At 44.6% G+C, this 16873-nt stretch carries 16 protein-coding genes and 2 pseudogenes; 7 read left to right on the top strand and 11 right to left on the bottom strand.

The window, feature by feature from the left end:
• Positions 1–276 precede the first annotated feature (276 nt).
• Positions 277–2625: a Tex family protein gene (locus AAC852_RS05035; RefSeq protein WP_340620079.1), complete on the bottom strand. Its 2349-nt coding sequence runs from the start codon at positions 2623–2625 to the stop codon at positions 277–279.
• 362 nt (positions 2626–2987) lie between these two features.
• Between AAC852_RS05035 and greB the strand changes: the two genes are divergently transcribed.
• From greB to AAC852_RS19925, 4 genes and pseudogenes are all read left to right on the top strand, one after another.
• Entirely contained in the window at positions 2988–3473 is a 486-nt protein-coding gene (gene greB, locus AAC852_RS05040; RefSeq protein WP_340620080.1) for a transcription elongation factor GreB, read from the top strand.
• 171 nt (positions 3474–3644) lie between these two features.
• Positions 3645–4364, top strand: coding sequence for an osmolarity response regulator transcription factor OmpR (ompR, locus tag AAC852_RS05045; protein ID WP_340620081.1), 720 nt, complete (start codon positions 3645–3647; stop codon positions 4362–4364).
• Positions 4365–4434: 70 nt separating this feature from the next.
• Positions 4435–5556, top strand: coding sequence for an ATP-binding protein (locus AAC852_RS05050; RefSeq protein WP_340620082.1), 1122 nt, complete (start codon positions 4435–4437; stop codon positions 5554–5556).
• Positions 5557–5806: 250 nt separating this feature from the next.
• Positions 5807–6456, top strand: a pseudogene (locus AAC852_RS19925) (IS982 family transposase); the annotation flags it as partial.
• A gap of 96 nt (positions 6457–6552) precedes the next feature.
• On the opposite strand, the gene AAC852_RS05065 reads toward AAC852_RS19925, so the two are convergent.
• The 4 genes from AAC852_RS05065 to AAC852_RS05080 are packed head-to-tail and all read right to left on the bottom strand — an operon-like array spanning position 6553 to position 9190.
• Positions 6553–7626, bottom strand: a complete 1074-nt coding sequence (locus tag AAC852_RS05065; RefSeq protein WP_340620084.1) for a methyltransferase domain-containing protein — start codon at positions 7624–7626, stop codon at positions 6553–6555.
• Between the two features lie 8 nt (positions 7627–7634).
• Entirely contained in the window at positions 7635–7853 is a 219-nt protein-coding gene (locus AAC852_RS05070) for a hypothetical protein (protein WP_340620085.1), read from the bottom strand.
• Between the two features lie 12 nt (positions 7854–7865).
• Entirely contained in the window at positions 7866–8759 is an 894-nt protein-coding gene (locus AAC852_RS05075; RefSeq protein WP_047682585.1) for a permease, read from the bottom strand.
• Between the two features lie 50 nt (positions 8760–8809).
• Positions 8810–9190, bottom strand: coding sequence for a PadR family transcriptional regulator (locus AAC852_RS05080; RefSeq protein WP_047682583.1), 381 nt, complete (start codon positions 9188–9190; stop codon positions 8810–8812).
• A gap of 189 nt (positions 9191–9379) precedes the next feature.
• Here AAC852_RS05080 and AAC852_RS05085 point away from each other — a divergent pair, with 189 nt between their 5' ends.
• The 3 genes from AAC852_RS05085 (at position 9380) to AAC852_RS05095 (ending at position 10237) form a co-directional block, all read left to right on the top strand.
• Positions 9380–9703, top strand: a complete 324-nt coding sequence (locus tag AAC852_RS05085) for a transposase (RefSeq protein ID WP_262947257.1) — start codon at positions 9380–9382, stop codon at positions 9701–9703.
• 97 nt (positions 9704–9800) lie between these two features.
• Positions 9801–9938, top strand: coding sequence for a transposase (locus tag AAC852_RS05090; protein ID WP_231571412.1), 138 nt, complete (start codon positions 9801–9803; stop codon positions 9936–9938).
• Positions 9896–10237, top strand: a complete 342-nt coding sequence (locus AAC852_RS05095) for a hypothetical protein (RefSeq protein ID WP_197056381.1) — start codon at positions 9896–9898, stop codon at positions 10235–10237. Before AAC852_RS05090 ends, AAC852_RS05095 begins: the two co-directional genes overlap by 43 nt.
• A gap of 1036 nt (positions 10238–11273) precedes the next feature.
• Here the strand turns inward: AAC852_RS05095 and AAC852_RS05100 are convergent.
• The 6 genes and pseudogenes from AAC852_RS05100 to basC form a co-directional block, all read right to left on the bottom strand.
• Positions 11274–11381, bottom strand: a pseudogene (locus AAC852_RS05100) (IS110 family transposase); the annotation flags it as partial.
• Between the two features lie 18 nt (positions 11382–11399).
• Complete coding sequence (locus tag AAC852_RS05105) at positions 11400–12455, bottom strand: FecCD family ABC transporter permease (protein WP_340620086.1); 1056 nt, start codon at positions 12453–12455, stop codon at positions 11400–11402.
• The gene (locus tag AAC852_RS05110) at positions 12452–13462 is read right to left on the bottom strand and encodes a FecCD family ABC transporter permease (RefSeq protein WP_340620087.1); all 1011 of its coding nucleotides are present in this window, start codon (positions 13460–13462) and stop codon (positions 12452–12454) included. The genes AAC852_RS05105 and AAC852_RS05110 overlap by 4 nt, the downstream gene beginning before the upstream one ends.
• 2 nt (positions 13463–13464) lie before the next feature.
• Positions 13465–14262, bottom strand: coding sequence for an ABC transporter ATP-binding protein (locus AAC852_RS05115; RefSeq protein WP_340620088.1), 798 nt, complete (start codon positions 14260–14262; stop codon positions 13465–13467).
• Positions 14263–14373: 111 nt separating this feature from the next.
• Positions 14374–15540 (bottom strand): histidine decarboxylase, encoded by a 1167-nt coding sequence (locus tag AAC852_RS05120; protein ID WP_340620089.1) that lies wholly within the window; start codon positions 15538–15540, stop codon positions 14374–14376.
• Positions 15518–16873 carry a putative histamine N-monooxygenase gene (basC, locus tag AAC852_RS05125; protein ID WP_340620090.1) on the bottom strand — a complete coding sequence of 452 codons (1356 nt, stop codon included), beginning with the start codon at positions 16871–16873 and terminating at the stop codon, positions 15518–15520. Before basC ends, AAC852_RS05120 begins: the two co-directional genes overlap by 23 nt.

Consider the following 16873-nt stretch of genomic DNA (forward strand, 5'->3'; position numbering starts at 1 on the left):
TGGCATGTGTTATTATGAAATATATTGATTATTAAATATATTGCGTGATGAATTATACGGGTTATTAATGAGGAACGTCAGCCATTATCACCTATTTAAATTTATTATATTGCCAATAAAATAAAGTCATCACAATGAAGGTCATGTTTTTTTATGTATATGATTGAGAAATGTTTTCAGAAATAGAAATAAGATTACATTAATTAAAATTCGTCTTATTGACCAGAATAAACTGGCCCAGTCGGGCCAGTTCGGGAAATATTTTATTGAAAGAGATTAACGTTTTTTCTCAAGAGCGGCAGCCAACGCATCACTCATGATACTGTTGGCCAATGGTGCAGAGTTTGATGCACGGAAATTATGGCGACCTTTGCCATTTTTGCCGCGCTCATTGCTATTACGTTCATGACGATTACCCCCCTGAGTGCTGCCACGGCGAGCTGGTGTTTCACCCGGCTGTTCATCAAGGCGCATCGTCAGGGCAATACGTTTACGGTTCAGGTCAACATCCATCACCTTGACTTTCACGATATCACCTGTTTTTACGACGGAGTGTGGATCTTCCACAAAGTGATTGGATAGGGAAGAGATATGCACTAATCCATCCTGATGCACGCCAATGTCAACGAAAGCACCAAAGTTGGTGACATTGGTGACAGTGCCTTCCAGAATCATACCTGTTTGCAGATCATTCATTGTTTCAATACCGTCGGCGAAAGTCGCTGTTTTGAACTCAGGGCGTGGATCACGACCGGGTTTCTCCAACTCTTTCAGGATATCGGTGACTGTTGGAATACCGAATTTTTCAGTTGTGAAATCCTGAGCCTTCAAATTGCGCAGAGCGGCTGGATTACCCATCAGTTCCGGCAAAGTCTGTTTTGTTATTGTCAGAATTTTTTCAACGACCGGATAGGCTTCTGGGTGAACGGTGGAAGCATCCAGCGGGTTATTGCCCTGATTAATGCGCAGGAAGCCCGCACATTGCAGAAAGGCTTTTGGCCCAAGGCGTTGAACTTTTAATAATTCTGCACGGTTGTTGAAACGACCATTTTTGTCACGCCAATTCACGATATTCTGGGCGACAGAGCGCGTCAGGCCGGCTACGCGGGTCAGCAAGGAAACTGAGGCAGTATTCAGATCGACACCAACGCTGTTTACACAATCCTCAACGACTGTATCCAGTTTTTTGGCTAGCAGGGTTTGGCTGACATCGTGCTGATACTGGCCGACACCAATGGATTTAGGGTCGATTTTCACCAGTTCTGCCAAGGGATCTTGCAGACGACGGGCGATGGAGACAGCTCCACGCAGAGAAACATCCAAATCAGGGAATTCTTGTGCGGCTAGCTCTGAAGCGGAGTAAACAGATGCGCCAGCTTCGCTGACCACGACTTTCTGCGCAGTAACGTCAGGATACTGTTTCTGAACATTGGCAAAGAAGCGTTCTGTTTCACGGGATGCAGTACCATTACCGATAGCTACCAGATCAACATTGTATTTGCTACATAAGGCTGCAACGGCTGCCGCTGCTTTGTTTTCTTGACCAGTATGCGGGTAAATGGTATCCGTAGCGAGTAGTTTGCCTGTCGCATCTACAACCGCAACTTTTACTCCTGTGCGGAGACCCGGATCTAATCCCATTGTTGAACGCATTCCCGCAGGTGCTGCCATCAACAGATCGTTCAGGTTACGGGCGAAAACGTTGATCGCTTCATTTTCAGCTTTTTCGCGCAGCGTCCCCATCAGTTCGGTTTCCATATGTAACAGCACCTTAATGCGCCATGTCCAGTTCACAACAGCCTTGCGCCAATTATCAGCCGGCGCGTTATTCAGGCGCAGGTTCAAATGCTCTGTGATGATCTGTTCGCAGTAACTTTCCTTAGGGGATTCTTCAAATTGAGGATCAGCATTCAGGGACAGTTGCAGGATACCTTCATTGCGTCCACGGAACATGGCAAGGGCGCGGTGGGATGGTACAGAGGTGATAGCTTCATGGTAGTCAAAGTAATCGCTGAATTTGGCACCTTCTTCCTCTTTACCTTCAACAACTCTGGCAACCAGATGTGCATTTTTCCACAAATATTCACGTATTTTCACCAACAAAGAGGCATCTTCAGAAAAACGTTCCATCAGGATATAGCGGGCACCATCCAATGCGGCTTTGGTATCTGCAACGCCTTTGTCAGCATCAACATAAGCACTTGCAGCCGATTCCGGCTCTTGCTGTGGGTCTTGCCACAGCAGGTCTGCTAATGGTTCCAGCCCGGCCTCAATGGCAATCTGCCCACGGGTACGGCGCTTAGGTTTATAGGGTAGATAGAGGTCTTCCAGTTCGGTTTTGCTCAGAGTGGTATTAATAGCTTCAGCCAGTTCATCCGTTAATTTTCCCTGTTCTTCAATGGATTTTAGGATAGTCTGGCGACGGTCTGACAGCTCGCGTAGATAACCAAGGCGGTTTTCAAGCTGGCGAAGCTGTGTATCATCCAGACCACCTGTGGCCTCTTTACGGTAACGGGCAACAAAGGGAACAGTATTTCCTTCATCAAGTAAGGTAATAGCTGCCAGGACTTGTTGTGGTTGAGCCTGTAGCTCACCAGCAATGATTCGACTTAAAGATTCATTCATGGTCTGTTTTCTTTAACTTTCTCAGCGTCTGTAGCTATCAGCAGACAGTGATAAATTTATCTGATCTACTCTTCATTCAAATTGCCTTTTGATGGCAGCAACTTGAAATCCATTAAGTACAGATGCTGACAGGGTTCAAACTTGACTCCATTATATACGTACAGAGCGCGATAATTTCCAGTTTATGCCTTTTATCTTTCAGGTTACTTGTTTTTGGGCTGTTACTTGTTGTTGTGATGCAGCTCGAAATCTATCAGGTATAGCACAATATTTCTGTCAGGTTGCGACAGAATTCATCGAATATCTGCACGGTTAAGATATAGTACTGCGCCATTAATCATATTTTCTCAAGTGGGGTTTTCATGGGCAAAAGTAACTACATTACCCGAGAAGGCTGGCTGGCGCTTGATCAAGAACTGAAGTATCTCTGGAAAATTGAGCGCCCAAAAGTCACTCAGGCTGTGTCTGATGCAGCCGCATTGGGGGATCGTTCAGAGAATGCAGAATATATTTATGGTAAAAAAAGGTTAAGGGAAATTGACCGCCGTGTGCGCTTTTTATCCAAGAGATTGGATGTTCTGCAAATTGTGGATGCTGATCCGCGGCAGGAAGGAAAAGTTTTTTTTGGGGCCTGGGTTAAAGTCGAAAACGAAAACGCCGAAGAATATATTTTTCGCTTAGTGGGGCCGGATGAATTTGACCCTGCAAAAAAATGGATTTCAATTGATTCACCTGTGGCAAGGGCGTTGCTTGGTAAGCAGGTCGATGATGAAATTACCGTCATGACACCTAATGGTAAGGTGGTTTACTGGATATTGGAAATTAGTTACCAGCCACTGGAAGCATAAAAATCAGGTGTAAATGGAAACAGGAAAACAAGGATGAAAAACAGAAACATAAGCAACCATTGCCAATATTATAGATATTCATAGAATACATGACCTTAATATCTTTTAGAGCATGGATTTTCTGTGAGAATAATGGATATTGCGAGCATGGAACATCTTGGGAGCTGAAACATGCAAGAGAGTTACAAAATCCTTGTTGTTGATGATGATATGCGTTTACGCGTATTGTTGGAGCGCTATTTATCGGAGCAGGGTTTTCAAGTTCGTTGTGTGGCAAATGCAGAGCAGATGGATCGATTGTTGACCAGAGAATCTATTCAATTGATTGTACTGGATTTAATGCTGCCGGGCGAAGATGGGCTATCTATCTGTCGAAGATTGAGAAGCCAGCATAACCCGCTGCCCATCATTATGATCTCCGCGAAAGGGGAAGAAGTTGACCGGATTGTTGGTTTGGAAATCGGTGCAGATGATTACCTTGCCAAACCTTTTAATCCGCGGGAACTATTGGCACGTATCCGTGCTGTCCTGCGCCGTCACTCTAATGAATTGTCTGGCGCCCTGACACCGGATAACGCGATAGTCACCTTTGGTAAGTTTAAGCTGGATCTTGGGACTCGTGAAATGTTTCATAAAGATGAACAACTGTCCCTGACCAGTGGTGAATTCTCTGTACTGAAAGCATTGGTATCCCATCCCCGCGAACCTTTATCACGGGATAAGCTGATGAGTCTGGCACGAGGCAGGGAGTATGGTGCGATGGAGCGTTCCATTGATGTGCAGGTTTCCCGTTTACGTCGTTTGATTGAAGAAGATCCTGCCCATCCTCGTTATATCCAGACTGTTTGGGGACTAGGATATGTTTTTGTTCCTGACGGTAGTAAGGCGTGAGCTATCAAGGTTAGATTAATAATTAGCAAGGTATATATAAATTGTAGTAAAGCATAACTGGAAAGAAAGCATGAAAAAATTCAGGCTCCAACGGCATAGTATATTCCACCGTGCCCTGTATTGGATATTGGCGATGCTGTTGGGCAGTCTGACGGTCAGTTCTTTGGCCGCTTATCTACTATTATTAGTACTGGAAAAATCATCGTTTCTAGAAAAATCGCCATTTATTAGTGTGTTACCGTATATCTTCATCAGTGTGTTGACGACAGTATTATCCGTTTCTACGGCATTCTGGTTTTATCTGCGTGCCCAAAAACAGCACCTAACCGCCATACAACAAGCAATAATAAAGATGGGAAAAGGGAAAGTTGTTACGGCATTACCTGAATCAGGAGCACCTGCCATCCAGTCAGTTATCCGGGCATTTAATCAAATGTCAGTGAGAGTTAAATCATTGGAGGATGAGCGTGTCATTTTTATGGCAGGCATAAGCCATGATTTACGTACCCCACTGACTCGTATACGGTTAGCGATCGAAATGATTGGTGGAGAAGATGATTTCCTGTATGAGTCGATTATTCGTGATATTGAAGAGTGCAACACGATCATTAATCAATTTATCAATTACCAGCAGGCCGGGCTGGATGCCATAATAGTCCGCTGTGAATTAAATCAACTTATTGAGGACGTGATTGGTGCAGAAAAAGCGGTAATGGCAGAGAAGACGAACACAGAAAATAATAATAATGCCGAAAAAAATATCGAAGATAACCTGTCCACTGCTCCTGTTTTCATTATGGCTAATCCGCTTTCAGTTAAACGTGTTCTGGCGAATATGTTCACTAATGCCCATCGCTATGGCAATGGTTGGATTCGCATCAGTAGTGGGGCTACTGAACAATTTGGCTGGTTTCAAATAGAAGATAATGGGACAGGTATAACACAAGAAGAAGCAACAATTTTGTTTCAGCCTTTCAGGCAGGGAAAACAGAGTTACAGTAATAAACTCCATCATCATAATAGTGGCGTCGGCTTGGGGCTTGCGATTATCCGCCGCATCATCGACAAACATGACGGTTATCTTGACATAGGCAGAAGTGAGAAAGGTGGGTTATCCATTCGCGCCTATATTCCATTGGCAACTGAACTATCCGCTGTAGAACCATCAGTCATAGATCGAGTCTGTTCATAATACGTAAGATGTTGGCATAGTGAAATAACTGCAACATAACGCTTTGGAGTCGTGACCAGCAATTCTAAAAATCAATTCTTAGAGAGCGATATTGATTTACATTAAGATATTCTGCTTTATATTTTTTATTTAAGTTAACGCGATACTCGACTTTTATGATGAGTTGAAATGACATAGCCGCTCCTTTATAACTTTAAGTCGTCAAAAATAGAGAAATAAAGGAACAAAAGGCTATGTCACAGCATTTGGGTTCGCTAAACAGATTTCGAATCTTTGGGTTGTTAAACAACAACTGCAAGAAAAGCTGGCGAAGTTATTGGGCGCGCTCGACAGGCCGGTACATATTATCGACGGATTTCCGCTGCCCGTCTGTGGATTTAAAAGAGCAAAAGGCAGTGCCAACTTCAGAGGACAAGCCGATTATGGGTACTGCGCTGTCAAAAACGAAACTTACTACGGCTTCAAAGGGCATCTCATGATAGACGAAATCGGCGTGGTAACCGGGTTTACACTGACGCCCGCCAATGTCAGTGAGCGTGAAGCAACCTGAGATGTGATCAGCTCGATAAAAGGCTGTTTGCTGGGTGATAAAGGCTATTTAAACAGGGAATGAAAGCAGAGGATATTGAAATGATTACCCCCGTGCGTGCCAATATGGATGATCCCATCCCCAGAAAAACGAGAAGGGTCATTAACGCCAAACGCCGTTTAATTGAAACCGTGATTGGTCAACTCGCCGGACAATTTGCTATCGAGAAGTGCTGGGCACGGGATTTGTGGCATTTGAGTAATCGAATTGCCAGAAAACTGCTTTCTCACACCTTGGGTATTTTTGCCAATTTTCAACAAGGTAAAAGTCAACGCGACTGGCTTCAACAAGCCAACGTTATAGGATGTTGAAGTCGAGCATCGCGTTATTTTTCTATTTTCAAAACATTCCCCTATAGTCCCCAGTGTGCAGAACTATGCACTGTAGTTGATGACATTGAAATATTGTTAACACCCACAACTAGCCCTATCGGAAGCGTTAGATTCAATAGAGAACACGGGCTGCTGATAAGTTCCACACTGGAAAGAACCATAATGTTGAAGCCCTTCGCCGATAACATCAAATAGCACACTATATCGACTGTTTTTTATCATATCAGCCGTATTACGACATACGGGTACAGCACGCCCAGTCTCAAAAGAATGACCAATGTCCAACATAAAACGGTCAGGTGCTTCCGGCAACTTTCCTTTATAGATAGCAACTTGACCGTAGTCCTCGCAGCCCTCCTCCAGATCCATCTTAAACAATCGCAGAGTAATAGAATATAATCTTGCTCCCCCAAGTTTAGCCGCAATTATAGGATTAGATATGGTTTTCAATGTCTTGGCAGTAACTCTCACATCAAGAAATCCGGCCTGTCGCGCCAAATGAATAAAATCCTCGAAATACAATGCATCGCCTATGCACTCACCCACGATGAGTGGATCTTGTTTCAATTCTGGTGCTAGCCTGCGATCTGAAAAAATATCGGCAAAGTAAATTTCCCCCCCAGGCTTGAGTAACTTTGCCATACCAGTCAATACATCCGCTTTAGCCATTGACAAGTTGATTACGCAGTTCGAGACAATGACATCGACACTTTCAGGTGGAAGGTTTAGCTTATCCAGTGCCTCAATATGGCCTTGCAAAAAACTGACATTGCTTTTGGCATAACCAAAAACTTCACGGTGATGATCGATATGACTCTGAGCGAAGGCAATTTGTTCAGGAGTGGCATCTATACCAATAACACTACCCTGCTCGCCGACTAGGCTGGATAACACGAAGCAATCTCTCCCTCCGCCACAACCTAAGTCAAGTACCGTTGCCCCTTCCAGTAACGGAGGGAATGGTATGCCACACCCGTAGAAACGCATTTGTACCTTGGGATGAATTTTCGCCAAAATGGATTTGATAGTATTAGTAGGTTGCTCTTCCACAGTACAAACCTTAGTAGCTAAATCCTCCTTATCTACTAGCGTATCACCGTAATAATGCTGCACTTCCTCTATTCTCTGGTCAAATTCATATTGTTTCATGCTTATACCTACTCCCCTTTCTTTGTTCTATCTTTCTTCTGTTCAGAATTGGAAGAACCGAGGTTGCTTTCTCTTACCGGTTCTATCCGTGTATCGCAGCAGGATGTCGGTTTTACTCCTGAATCTTTGGTGGATTCTTCAGACACTTCCTCGATACGTACCGCACAGCAGGTGGACATTTTTTGTTTGCCGAACAAACTAGCCCAGAAGCTTTTTTTCTCAGACATTTTTCATTCTCCTTACATAAACAACAGGTTAGCGATATAACCCACACCGATAGCAACAGTGAAAATAGTGACCACAAAAATACTAACTAGGCGGGGGCGAAAAATGGTGTTAAGCAAGGTTACCTCAGGGATGCTGGCACCTGCGCCGGCAATAATCAGCGCTGCGACCGCACCTATGCTCATTCCCTGAGCCTGCAAAGCCATACCTATAGGAATCAGGGTCTCGGCACGGATGTACAGCGGTACACCAATGGCTGCCGCGACTGGGACGGCAAATGGATTGTCGGCACCAGCTACGTTGGCAATCCACTCGCCCGGTACCACGCCGTAAATTAACGAGCCGATACCGGCACCAATCAGCAAATATGGCAAAGATGTCTTGAACAAACTGAATGCTGAGTGACCAGCACGGAACAAACGTGATTTGAAGTCTGTCGACTTCAATATGTCGACCTCACCGACCAATCTCACTTTTTTAATGTCTTTTTCCAGTCCGAAAAACTGCCAAATCACACCGACCACAACAGCTAGAATAAAAGTCGATACAGCATAGAATAACGTGAATTTCCATCCAAATAATGTGACCAGCAAGCCCAGAATGACAGGATTCAGAATCGGCGATGAAATCAAAAATGACATGGTAGCGCCAAATGGGGCCCCTGCGTTAAGCAAACCGACTGTGACCGGAATGGTCGAGCAGGAACAAAATGGTGTTACGGCTCCTAGCCCCGCACCAACGATGTTGCCGCGTAAACTACGGCCAGTTAACAAACGCTGGACAGTACTGGCTGGAACATATTCCTGCATCATCGCTACTATAAAGCTGACGATTAAAAATAACACGATCAGCTCTCCGCTAATGATGGCAAAGAACTTCATAGTCTCAGTGAAGGTGTTGAGGTTCATAAGCATTCCCGATCAATGCATAGATGATCTATGTATGTACTTAAAAAAAATCACTGCTGTCGAGTGATATGTGCAGTCACTTCCAGCCATGCCTCGACTGCTACAGCAAAGGCCTCGTTGCCTTTTTCCGTCAGTGTATAGACCTTACGCCCACGACCCGCAACCGTTTCAGTATGTACTGTGACATAATTACCTTGTTCGAATTCACGCAAGACTGGATAGATTGTCCCTTCGGTCGGCGCACAGCAACCTTTGGTAGAACATTCCACTTCGCGTGCGATTTCGTAACCGTGCATTGGGCGGTGTCGTAATACACTTAAGATGAAGAACTTGGACAAACTCATCTTAATAATGCCGTTCCAATACAAACGGTCGGTGTAATCCACCGGTACACGTTTCACAGCTTGAGAGGGAGTCGTTGATCTAGTCATACTGGAAATTCTACACCTCGACCATCAATGTATCAAGTCTAATCTCAGATTTCATGTATGCGTATATGTGTAGATGGCTGGAAATTCTGGCATACACTGGACTAACAGGCGCTTATAAGAAGACCCTATAGCAAAATCATATTTATATGACATAATATTCAGCTCCAAGATAATAAGGCATAAGATGAGATGGGTTACAGTCTGGATTTTCGAAAGCGAGTCTTGGCATACAAAGACAAGCATTCGTTGACTTTCGAACAAACGAGTACGCATTTTGAGGTTTCCATACGGACTTTGTTTCGGTGGTGCAATAAAATAGAACCTTGCATGACCCGCGCTAAACCCGCCACGAAAATTCCTGATGAAGATCTCATCGCAGATGTTCAACATTTTCCCGATGACTATCAGTGGGAAAGGGCAAAACGTTTAGGTGTCTCGCAGTCGGCTATTCATTACGCGTTGAAACGACTGCGACTCAGCCGTAAAAAAAACGTTAAAACACCCTCGCGCTAACCCTCAGCTCCGTCAGGCGTTTATTGAGCGCCTCAGCGACTATGAACAGGCAGGTAAACCGATTATTTATTTAGATGAAAGTGGTTTTGCGCAATCGATGCCACGTCTATATGGCTATTCGGAAAAAGGGCGGCGCTGTTTGGGTACACACGACTGGCATGCTAAAGGCCGTCTTAACGTCATGGGGGCTATTTGCGAAGAGTGTTTATTTCTGGTGCGACACTGGTTCCTTTAAGCGGACAGAATCCTTCGGGGGGAGTTGTGAACACCATTCTGTGTAATTATAATCGACTCAATTGGACTGGTTGGCAAAATCAAAGCACGTTGCGTCTTGTTATTACCACTCCGAATAATTCTGCTGCATGGGAAGCATTTCTGGATGTAGCCAGCAGCTCGACTACTGTCAATGCTATAGGATCGAATGTTCCAGCAGACTGTAGGATCACCCTGCAAATGAAAGTTGGAAATATCACGGGCGGGTTATATCAACCGCCGTATATTTCGACGTATGACTGTACGGTGTATTACAATTAATAATCAACACTAATTTCTATAATAATTTAGATAGGCACAAAATGCGGAAAAAGCATGCAAAACGCTATTTCTGCTATATGGATTTTTTTCAAAATAATAGGAGTATTCCTTACCTTGCGCGGTGCGCGGGGTAAGGAAACACCACATGCTGATACTCTCACTATTATGAAAATATATATGGGAGCGTAGATATTATGATTTTATAACACCATGCAATACATAATCAAAATGCATTGTAATTGACGTCTGTCTATTATGAATTGTTGAGTAAATAGTCTTTGCTTTTTGATGCAACATAAAATACAGTCTTTGCAATAATCTATCTATTTAAGGGGCATCAAAATGATTTGGTTATTTTTTACGATAATAATTCCATCTATAATTGCATTTTTTGCATTTAGTTATTGTTCCGATGATAATAATCACATGAAGAACAAAAAGAATTAAATATAATTTCTTACTTAACCCATTAATTAATAATATATATACGAATCATATTTCGTATATATGATGTGGATTTGACAACTTTCTCACCAGCATTAAATCCGAAGTCAGTTCCCGTCAGCGTTTGAAAACACGCTATGCCAACATCTTACATGTATTATGAACAGCCTCGTGCTGGCAAGGATACTCTTCCTGCACTATAGCTTACTTGAAATATTACGGTAATGCGACAAAACCTAAATTTTCGGATCACGAGAGGTGAACCAAACAACAGTCATAATACCCTTAAATTCAATGATGCTATCTAGATTGGTAATGGTGGCAGAATAATGCCCAAGAGATAACTCAAAATTTGCTGATTGACCCGACTCGGTTACATTTAATGGTTTGAGTTCGAATATAGTATAAGGATTACTATCGCAGATTCCCGGCCAGATACTCAGGCTTAAAAAAATAATAGTGACTTTACACCAATACTTGGACCAATTAGATTTCTGTAATACCTTCATCGTAGCACCTTAAACGCAATTATATTGTGAAAAACATTAACGTAAATCCGAAAAGAGATACAAACGTCATTGCAACATACCTGTAGCGCGTTTATCTGGGCGGTTCTGAACTTCACCAATTGCTGACGCATTCGGTGAAGTACCAGGATCGCCTGTTGTTCTTCTGCCTTGACAGCGATGAACTTGGCGGGTTACTGAACCCCAGATATTCAGCGATTACGTAGTGCGCTCAGCCGCATCGTCAGGATGAACAGGGGCACACCAATGAGTGTGAAGCTCAAACCGACAGGGAGAAAGACTCCTGAGGGTGCTGCTTTCGTCATGATATCCGCGGTGACGACCAGATTGCCGCCCACCAGAGCGGAAAGAAACAGCCGGGCACGGCCTGTGGCCGATGAAATAAAGCTGGCCAGATGCGGCGCCAGTATCCCCAGAAAGCTCAATGGTCCTACTGCGGTGACAGACGCTGCACTTAACAGGACGGAAAACATCATCAGCAACGGGCGGGAATATTTGATAGGCTCCCCAAGGGACATAGCAAGTTCGTTTCCAAGCTCATAGCGGTTTAAAGCGGGGCCAGTGATCAGAATTCCGATAATACTCAATAAGAATAATGGCATGAATGATACGATAATTGACCAACTGGCCTGAAACAACGATCCTTGCATCCATCCAGCAAGATTCAAGGATAACTCTGTCGGAAGATAGAGAATCAGAAAAGAGCTGACAGAACTAAGAACGGATGAGACGGCAATCCCCATCAGCAAAATTGCTAAGCCACTTGCACGATTATTGCCGACGAGCAAAGTCAAAAATAACGCAACAATCAGTCCGCCAGCCAATGCAGCAACGACGATCAGCATCTTAGGAGCGGAAGGAACAAACGCCAGTAAGACTATGATCATCGTCATAGATCCCTGACTTATGCCAAAAAGGCCGGGGTCGGCCAGCGGATTGCGAGCAATCGGCTGCAAAATAGCACCAGCAAGGGCTGCGCACCAACCCACCATCAGTCCCAATAAAATATGAGGTATCCGTACAACCCAGAGTGCATAAGACTGGTGGTGCTCAAGGGAATATCCGAAAAGCATATGCGTGAATTCACGTATACCAACGTTCGTAACCCCGACGTTTAAAGAAATAGCCACGAGTATGATCGTGATGGTAAATAGGCATAAACCGACTTTTATATCACGAGTACGCATCTGCAAGCCATTGGCGAAACGTAATACCCTTTGTCCGTCTGTTGCCTGATCGAAGTTCATAACGATCTCTCCGATGTTGTTGAAAGATAGCGCTTTCTGATGATCCAGATAAAAAACAGCCCTCCCAAAAAATCCATCAGAATACCGGTATGTATGACATAAGGCTGGAAGAGTGTCTGCGCACAGAGATTAGCAATCAGGCAGACACTTGCTCCCGTCAGAGCACAAGCTGGCAGCGATAGCATAAAATTCTGACCAACCAGAGGCTTGACAATATGGGGTACAACCAGCCCGACGAAACCAATCGGACCGCATATGGCAACGGCAGAACTGGATGCAACTATGGCTGAAATCAGCGCAATGTGTGAAACAAGCATTGCATTCGCGCCAATCGAAAGCGCCTTTTCGTAACCGAGCAGAATAAGTGTCAGTGGACGTGCCAGTAATAAAAGTACCATCAAGGCCAGTATACCGAACCACCAGAAATGGTGAAGTCTTGTGATATAGGCATGATTGATAGCTCCTGCTAACCAACTCAAATATTCGGTTCGTAATGCAGGATAGGCAAGAAGAACAGCATTGCTTATCCCAAGATAAAGCATCGCTATTAATGTACCTGACAGTATCAGTAGCAAGTTGCGAGAAACGCCGTTAACGCCCGCCAGGCGAGATACTGCAAGAGATGACAGAAAGCCGAATAACCCGCCGACAAGGGCTGCTATGCCTTGTAATGTCAGATCGAACCCAAAACTGATTGCGCCTATTATGACAAACAGTGTCGCACCGGCATTGATTCCCAATGTTGATGAGGAGGCCAGTGGATTGCGGATAAGCCCTTGGAAGACGAGACCACTACATGCCATCACTGCACCGACATAAACAGAAATCAAAGCTCGTGGCAGTCGCTGGTATAAAATAACGGCTTGCTCATAGTCTTGCGGTTCGGACTGTGTTAAGGCTGCATAAATTTGCGAAACTGACGCAATATTCACGCCAAAAGAGAGACTAGAGAAAAAGATCAGCAGCAATACAAAAGGTGCGAATATAAAGAACAGACTGGATTTCATCGTCATACTCCGGACTGATTTCCAGGGTGGTTTATGCCCGGATAAGGCTGACAGATAAGGCTGCCGTTGTAACTGAAAATATCGGCCGGAATATCGAATACGCGCCGGATATTATCTACTGTTATCGTTTTATTAACAGCACCTGCTGCAATAACGCTGCCAGTATTCAGCATCACTACATCATCGGCAAAAGTCGTTGTTAGATTTAAATCATGTAACACCACAACGATGGTTTTTCCGTGCTGGAGTGAGAGATCGCGAACCAATTTAAGCACCGTGTATTGGTATTTGATATCTAGGTGGTTCACGGGCTCGTCCATAAGAATGATGTCAGTGTCTTGTGCGAGCACCATCGCCACCCAAGCGCGCTGGCGTTGCCCTCCTGAAAGGGAGTTGACTTGAGAGCCTGCCTTATCGGCCAAGCCGACGATTTCCAGTACATCTTGAAACAATTTGCGATCCCGTGAGGATGGCCCGCCGAAAAGCGAATTGCGCCCACAAGCTGCCAGCTCGATCAACTCTCCCAGTGTCATGTAATCCGGGCAGTGGCATTCCTGCGGCAGATAAGAGATTTTTCGAGCCAGCGCTTTGCGACCTATCCCTGTAATCTGTTTACCTTCCAACAGAATTTCTCCGCTTTTCAGTGGGATGAAACCCATGATCGACTTCAGAAGTGTCGACTTACCGCAGCCATTAGACCCGACGAGTGCAGTGATACGCCCTTGGGCAAAGTCTACTGACAAATCATGCAATACGGTTTTCTTGCCGTAAGTTGCGGTGATATTTTTTGCTGTAAGCACCAAAGGCTCCTTCAGTTTATCTTATATAAAATAAATTACAGTGTAATAGTTATGATTTGGCTAGCATACCAAAATCACAGGGCACCCCCCCAAAGTAGTTGTTTTTACCTCTTACATAACAGCATCCATGACAGCATCCTGCACTTGAATTATCTGGCGCGATTCAGCAATGACATCGTTGATTAATGCATCGATTTTACTACTGTCGTGATGATGTGCTGTGGTGATAAGGTGTGCAACATCTCCCGACGTTGCCAGACAATGCTTCTTCCAGACGGCTGCCGACGGGCATGGAAATACCACCGTAATAGAGTTGTCATGACGCCAAGCGTTTATCCTGGCAGCACGGAAACACTTGACGGCATATTCTGCCATCTCTAGGCAGTGTTTGGTGCGGCGTTGCCAATCGGCAAACGAGTGACTGCGAATGGCTGCCCACATCATTAGTGGTGTCTGGCCATTACGTGACCCTGAGATGGTCTTGTCCTGAGCCGAAATGTAATCAACATCGACTGTAATACGCTCAACGTTTTTCCGTTTTGCAACAACAACCCCGCAAGGAATGGGGGAACCTATCATTTTGTGCCCAGAGACACAGATAGAGTCGATACCATCTGCAAAGGTAAAAGGCTGCGGGTTCTCTACGAATGGCAAGATCATCCCACTTAAGGCAGCGTCAGCGTGCAGATAGTAATTCTCGCGAGCGATACCGACTTGCTGCATACTTTGTTGAATGATCTTTATATTATCCACCGCACCGCGCAATGTCGTGCCGATATTGGCAAAGATGATGGGATGTGGTTCTTTATGAGCAATGATCTTCTGTATCAGGTCATTATAATCTATCTCACCAGTGGGTAAGGATTCTACTAAACAAGATTTGATACGCAGTAATTTAACGATTTTTGCCACCGAATAATGCGTATCTTTTGAATAATAAAGCGTCCCCTCCGGGAATAGTTCTCGCCCAAGATAACAGCCGAACATATTACCCTCCGTTCCTCCGTTGGTAACATAACCCCAACTGTCTTCGAAAGGGATTTTGAACAGTTCAGCAAAGTATTTCATGACCTCTTTTTCGAACTCAAAAGAGTTTAAGAGATAGTTGCATTCCGCTCCCCAGTCACCACAATTGTTGATAGAGAACTGCATGAATCTCTGTAAATAAGAATAATCAAAGTCTGAGGACTCAGGATAGCCGATATTAAAATACTGGTTTTTAACACAGTAATGCCAAAACGCATCTAGCCTGCTCTTATCGGCAACGGACAATGTCATTTTTATCTCCGGTATCGTAACACTCTGGCAGACCAAAGCGCTGGAATGACGAATTTTGAGGCAAGCGATAATACTCTCGTCCAAGAAGCTGGTTGGCAATAATCCCATTGCGATATGCGCCAAGCCCCAGGTCGGGAGAGCCAATACCATGCTGAAAAATCTCAGCATTCTGGACGAAAATAAGGCCTTTTCCTTTGTCAAGGCGCTGAGCACTAAAGTCCTCTTTTACAATAAAATCGCCATAATCGTCGGTTGCAAGCACTGTATTTTTGAGTCCTTCTAACCATTCGGGGCTGGTATGCTCATAACCTGTTGCGGCGACAATAGCATCGGTTTCAATGACGCCGACTTTATCGAGATGCCGATGACGAAAAATGACCCGCAATGCCTCAGAGTCTCCTGTGTTTTCCACCTGCTCGACTTCGCAATTTGAAACAAGCAAAAGTCCTGGATCACGACCGCCGATGGAGCCTTCATACAAAATGTTGAAGATATCTGCGATAGTTGAGAAGCTGATACCTTTATAAAGTCCTCCCTGACCCGCTACGATCTTGCGGCGTTTCTCTCTTGTTATACTGTGAAAATGGTTCATGTAGGCCGGCGTGAAACATTCCTGACCGAGTTTCGACGATTCCATAGGATGAAAACCAGCAGATCGAGTGATCCATTGGATTGAAGCACCGGCCTCTATCATTTCAGGCGTCAACGCTTTGTAGAGCGCCAGTACGCATTCAGCAGCACTTTGCCCTGAACCAATTACCGTGATACGCCGACACGTTGAGAGCTGTGCACGTCTGTTTATGAACTCTGCCGAATGTAAGATAGGCGCTTTGGTCTGGATTTTAGCCCACTCAGGCAGAAACGGAGCGGTTCCTATACCGATAGCAAGGTTACGACTGTAATACTGATGCGTCGATCCCGTATGAGACTGACTTTCAATAATGAAATGATCGGAAACCGGATCATAAGCCACATCAATGACATTTTCACCGAACTGGCAGGAGGGAAGCTGTTGCGTCACCCAGCGGCAATAATGGTCATATTCCTGGCGTGGGATCTGAAAGTTTTCATAATAGTAGAATTTGTAAAGACGATCATGCTTATGAAGATAATTAAGAAAACTCAGAGGGTGTGTAGGCTCTGCCATTGTTACCAGATCCGCCAGGAATGGAACCTGCAGCGTTGTACCGGGTAACAGGAGACCCTCATGCCAGCGAAACTCAGGCTTACGTTCGAGGAAAAGGCTGGTCAGATCAGTGTGTGACGAAAGCAGCGCCGCCAATCCCAGATTGAAGGGGCCAATACCAATACCGATCAGGTCAATATCGTTCAT

This window comes from Xenorhabdus siamensis (assembly GCF_037996745.1).
In the GTDB taxonomy this organism is placed as follows: Bacteria; Pseudomonadota; Gammaproteobacteria; order Enterobacterales; family Enterobacteriaceae; genus Xenorhabdus; species Xenorhabdus indica.

Coding starts and splice junctions, on each gene's coding strand:
- AAC852_RS05035 (WP_340620079.1), bottom strand. CDS start 2,625: ATGAATGAATCTTTAAGTCGAATCATTGCTGGTGAGCTACAGGCTCAA.
- greB (WP_340620080.1), top strand. CDS start 2,988: ATGGGCAAAAGTAACTACATTACCCGAGAAGGCTGGCTGGCGCTTGAT.
- ompR (WP_340620081.1), top strand. CDS start 3,645: ATGCAAGAGAGTTACAAAATCCTTGTTGTTGATGATGATATGCGTTTA.
- AAC852_RS05050 (WP_340620082.1), top strand. CDS start 4,435: ATGAAAAAATTCAGGCTCCAACGGCATAGTATATTCCACCGTGCCCTG.
- AAC852_RS05065 (WP_340620084.1), bottom strand. CDS start 7,626: ATGAAACAATATGAATTTGACCAGAGAATAGAGGAAGTGCAGCATTAT.
- AAC852_RS05070 (WP_340620085.1), bottom strand. CDS start 7,853: ATGTCTGAGAAAAAAAGCTTCTGGGCTAGTTTGTTCGGCAAACAAAAA.
- AAC852_RS05075 (WP_047682585.1), bottom strand. CDS start 8,759: ATGAACCTCAACACCTTCACTGAGACTATGAAGTTCTTTGCCATCATT.
- AAC852_RS05080 (WP_047682583.1), bottom strand. CDS start 9,190: ATGACTAGATCAACGACTCCCTCTCAAGCTGTGAAACGTGTACCGGTG.
- AAC852_RS05085 (WP_262947257.1), top strand. CDS start 9,380: ATGGGTTACAGTCTGGATTTTCGAAAGCGAGTCTTGGCATACAAAGAC.
- AAC852_RS05090 (WP_231571412.1), top strand. CDS start 9,801: ATGCCACGTCTATATGGCTATTCGGAAAAAGGGCGGCGCTGTTTGGGT.
- AAC852_RS05105 (WP_340620086.1), bottom strand. CDS start 12,455: ATGAACTTCGATCAGGCAACAGACGGACAAAGGGTATTACGTTTCGCC.
- AAC852_RS05110 (WP_340620087.1), bottom strand. CDS start 13,462: ATGAAATCCAGTCTGTTCTTTATATTCGCACCTTTTGTATTGCTGCTG.
- AAC852_RS05120 (WP_340620089.1), bottom strand. CDS start 15,540: ATGACATTGTCCGTTGCCGATAAGAGCAGGCTAGATGCGTTTTGGCAT.
- basC (WP_340620090.1), bottom strand. CDS start 16,873: ATGAACGATATTGACCTGATCGGTATTGGTATTGGCCCCTTCAATCTG.